This window comes from Deinococcus marmoris DSM 12784, assembly GCF_000701405.1.
GTDB classification, from domain to species: Bacteria; Deinococcota; Deinococci; order Deinococcales; family Deinococcaceae; genus Deinococcus; species Deinococcus marmoris.
In genome coordinates, this window is record NZ_JNIV01000209.1 from 1 (window position 1) to 2,353 (window position 2,353).

A 2,353-nucleotide genomic window follows, 5' to 3' on the forward strand; every position below is an offset into this window, starting at 1 on the left:
AAGGCCAGGGCCATCTCGGACATGCGGACCGTTGCAGCCTACGCCGGCGCGCTGCGCAGCCAGGGCCTCAGTCTTCGGGCCACGGCCGCCCAGCTCGAGGCCCACGGCTTCAGAACCCGCAAAGGTGGCCCATGGAGCGCTGTGCAGGTTAAACGCGTGCTGGACAGATAAAACACTGTCCTTGGGTTGCCTCGAGAATGTGGAGTTGAAGTTAAGCAGCTTACTTCAGTTGCAAGTGACCGCCGCACGAAGCAGGCGTGCAGGCCGCGCGCGCATGGTGTTGACCCGCACTCCCGTGAACACCTTGCCCGTTCTCATCGTGTGGCCTCAGGGGCGAGCTGCTGTCGCGTAACGGTCGCACTTGACTCACGAACGGATGTTCAACACCCTTTACAGTGTCGATGATTGCGAATGGGTATATACTTTTATGTAGATACGGAGGTCCAACATGACTACAGCCAAAGTCTTTCAGAGTGGCAACTCCCAGGCCGTCCGCCTTCCCCACGAAATGCGGCTGGATGTCAATGAGGTTGAAATCATCCGCCACGGTGACGTGCTGATCCTCAGACCTATCAGGCGGGAAGCCACACTCGCTTCTGCCTTCGACGCCCTGGCCGGAATCGGAGATGACTTTCTCCCGGAAGGCCGTGAGCAAGGGGAGACGCAGGAGCGCGAGGCGTTTTGACCCCGCCCCTGCGCTACCTGCTCGACACCAACATCTGCATCTTCATCATCAAAGACCGACCGACAACCGTCCGGGCGCGGTTTGACGGTTTACGTCCCGGTGAGGTGGGCTTGAGCGCCGTCACTGAGGCCGAGCTGCTGCACGGGGTCTATAAAAGTGCGCGCGTGGACCACAACCTCGCCGCCGTGCTGAACTTCGCCTCGCAACTGGTGATGCTGCCCTTCGATTCGCAGGTCACGGACGCCTACGGGCGCGTCCGGGCTGGGCTGGAGAAGACCGGACAACCCATCGGGCCATTGGATTTTCAGATTGCGGCCACCGCCCTGGCCCACGGCCTGATCCTGGTCACCAACAACACCCGCGAGTTCGCGCGGGTGCCAGGCTTGAAGATTGAGGATTGGACGCAGTGAGGTGGACTGAGCCTGGCGTTCAAAGTGTCAGTCCACCTGCCGCCTGGCTGGGCGTTTTTCAACGGCTGGAAGGTAGGCAGAGCATTCCTTCAAGGGCGGGACGGACGTCATGCTCCTGTGACAGAGCGCGGGTTAGGTTGGCTTCAACAGCAAGACCTGCCCGAGTGAGGCAGGAACACCGCCCCACCGAGTGTGGGGCTTTTTCTTTGGGTCAAAATGGGATCGTAGATCCTGCGCTACGTCCAGGACGCGGCGTTCCGGGCAGAAGTGATGGCAGGGATGGAGGAGCAAGGACCAACTTCACTCACTCGCTATTGGCACGGGCGCGATGCCACAGGGTCCACTGCGCGTCATAAGCTCTGGTGGGGGAGAAAAACTTGAACAGAACCATGCTGAGCGTCACTGGTCTCCTGGTTTCTTCAATGCTGCTGATGGGCTGTGCGCCTTCACAGACGGCAGAAATGGCCGAACCGCTGGCTACGGCCAAACCCATCGACATCAAGGTCTGGTTTGCCGGAGCGCAGGCCGCCAGCCGTGTCGGGACAGCGGCCAAGCAGAAGATCATCGTGGCCCGCCCAGCCAGGGTGGGAGAAGTGGTGGTTTCCGTGGTCTACGGCTAGGGCGAGGAAACCCGCAGCAAGCCCGCAGAAGAGGGCGACATGGTGGCCACTGATCTGTGCCGCCCGGACTCGGTTGAACAGGGCTACAACACCTATCTCCTCAAAGCGGCCACCTTCAAAACCCGTTACGGCGAGGCCCTCAACGAGCCGGATGCGGCGGGCCGCAGACAGTACCGTCCTGTTGGCAAGAAGATGTTGTTTGCCGTCTTGCAGCCTGGCGAAGGCCCGTGGTCCTTCGCCGCGCCCTGGGGTGATACGGATTCCGATTAATTGCCGCACAGAGGCCACCAGTGGAATAGGGTGTGCTGGGTGAGGAGATCGGGTTGTGTCTCCAACCAGGCACACTGCTCACCCAACACGGTCTGGAACTCGTCCAGGGTGTCAAAACAGCGATTGGCGACGGTGGCATCCGTCAGCTTCCAGAGGCGCTCAACGGGTTGCAATTCAGGGGCGTAGGAGGGCAGGCGGACAGCGGTGATGCCTGGGGGATGTCCCTGCGATGCAGGGACATGAAACCCGCCATTGTCTTCCACCACCAGCACATGATGCTCATCGCCCGCACCCACACTGACGGCAAAGGCGGCCATCACGAGCTGATACGCCTGTTTGTCCAGGGTCGGGACGATCCAGAAGCGGCT

At 60.9% G+C, this 2,353-nt stretch carries 6 protein-coding genes; 5 read left to right on the plus strand and 1 reads right to left on the minus strand.

Translation table 11 applies throughout. From position 1 onward, the window contains the following. Positions 1 to 21: 21 nt before the first annotated feature. The 5 genes from Q319_RS0123145 to Q319_RS25980 all read left to right on the plus strand — a co-directional run bounded on the left by Q319_RS0123145 (position 22) and on the right by Q319_RS25980 (position 1,985). Positions 22 to 171 carry a recombinase family protein gene (locus Q319_RS0123145; RefSeq protein WP_081846274.1) on the plus strand — a complete coding sequence of 50 codons (150 nt, stop codon included), beginning with the start codon at positions 22 to 24 and terminating at the stop codon, positions 169 to 171. Between the two features lie 277 nt (positions 172 to 448). Continuing rightward, positions 449 to 685 (plus strand): AbrB/MazE/SpoVT family DNA-binding domain-containing protein, encoded by a 237-nt coding sequence (locus Q319_RS0123150; protein WP_029484743.1) that lies wholly within the window; start codon positions 449 to 451, stop codon positions 683 to 685. Beyond that, positions 682 to 1,095, plus strand: coding sequence for a type II toxin-antitoxin system tRNA(fMet)-specific endonuclease VapC (vapC, locus tag Q319_RS0123155; RefSeq protein ID WP_211252418.1), 414 nt, complete (start codon positions 682 to 684; stop codon positions 1,093 to 1,095). Before Q319_RS0123150 ends, vapC begins: the two co-directional genes overlap by 4 nt. Positions 1,096 to 1,472: 377 nt before the next feature. Continuing rightward, positions 1,473 to 1,715 (plus strand): hypothetical protein, encoded by a 243-nt coding sequence (locus Q319_RS25975; protein ID WP_156039572.1) that lies wholly within the window; start codon positions 1,473 to 1,475, stop codon positions 1,713 to 1,715. Positions 1,716 to 1,754: 39 nt separating this feature from the next. Then, complete coding sequence (locus Q319_RS25980) at positions 1,755 to 1,985, plus strand: hypothetical protein (protein ID WP_029484746.1); 231 nt, start codon at positions 1,755 to 1,757, stop codon at positions 1,983 to 1,985. Here the strand turns inward: Q319_RS25980 and Q319_RS0123175 are convergent. Next, positions 1,982 to 2,353, minus strand: a 372-nt coding sequence (locus Q319_RS0123175; RefSeq protein ID WP_029484747.1) for a transposase, incomplete at its 5' end; no start/stop codon positions are given. The two genes, Q319_RS25980 and Q319_RS0123175, sit on opposite strands and share 4 nt — an antisense overlap.

What these genes read in the sequence shown, in the direction of transcription:
- Q319_RS25980 (WP_029484746.1), top strand. Translation starts at nt 1,755, where the DNA reads ATGGTGGCCACTGATCTGTGCCGCCCGGACTCGGTTGAACAGGGCTAC.
- Q319_RS0123145 (WP_081846274.1), top strand. Translation starts at nt 22, where the DNA reads ATGCGGACCGTTGCAGCCTACGCCGGCGCGCTGCGCAGCCAGGGCCTC.
- Q319_RS0123150 (WP_029484743.1), top strand. Translation starts at nt 449, where the DNA reads ATGACTACAGCCAAAGTCTTTCAGAGTGGCAACTCCCAGGCCGTCCGC.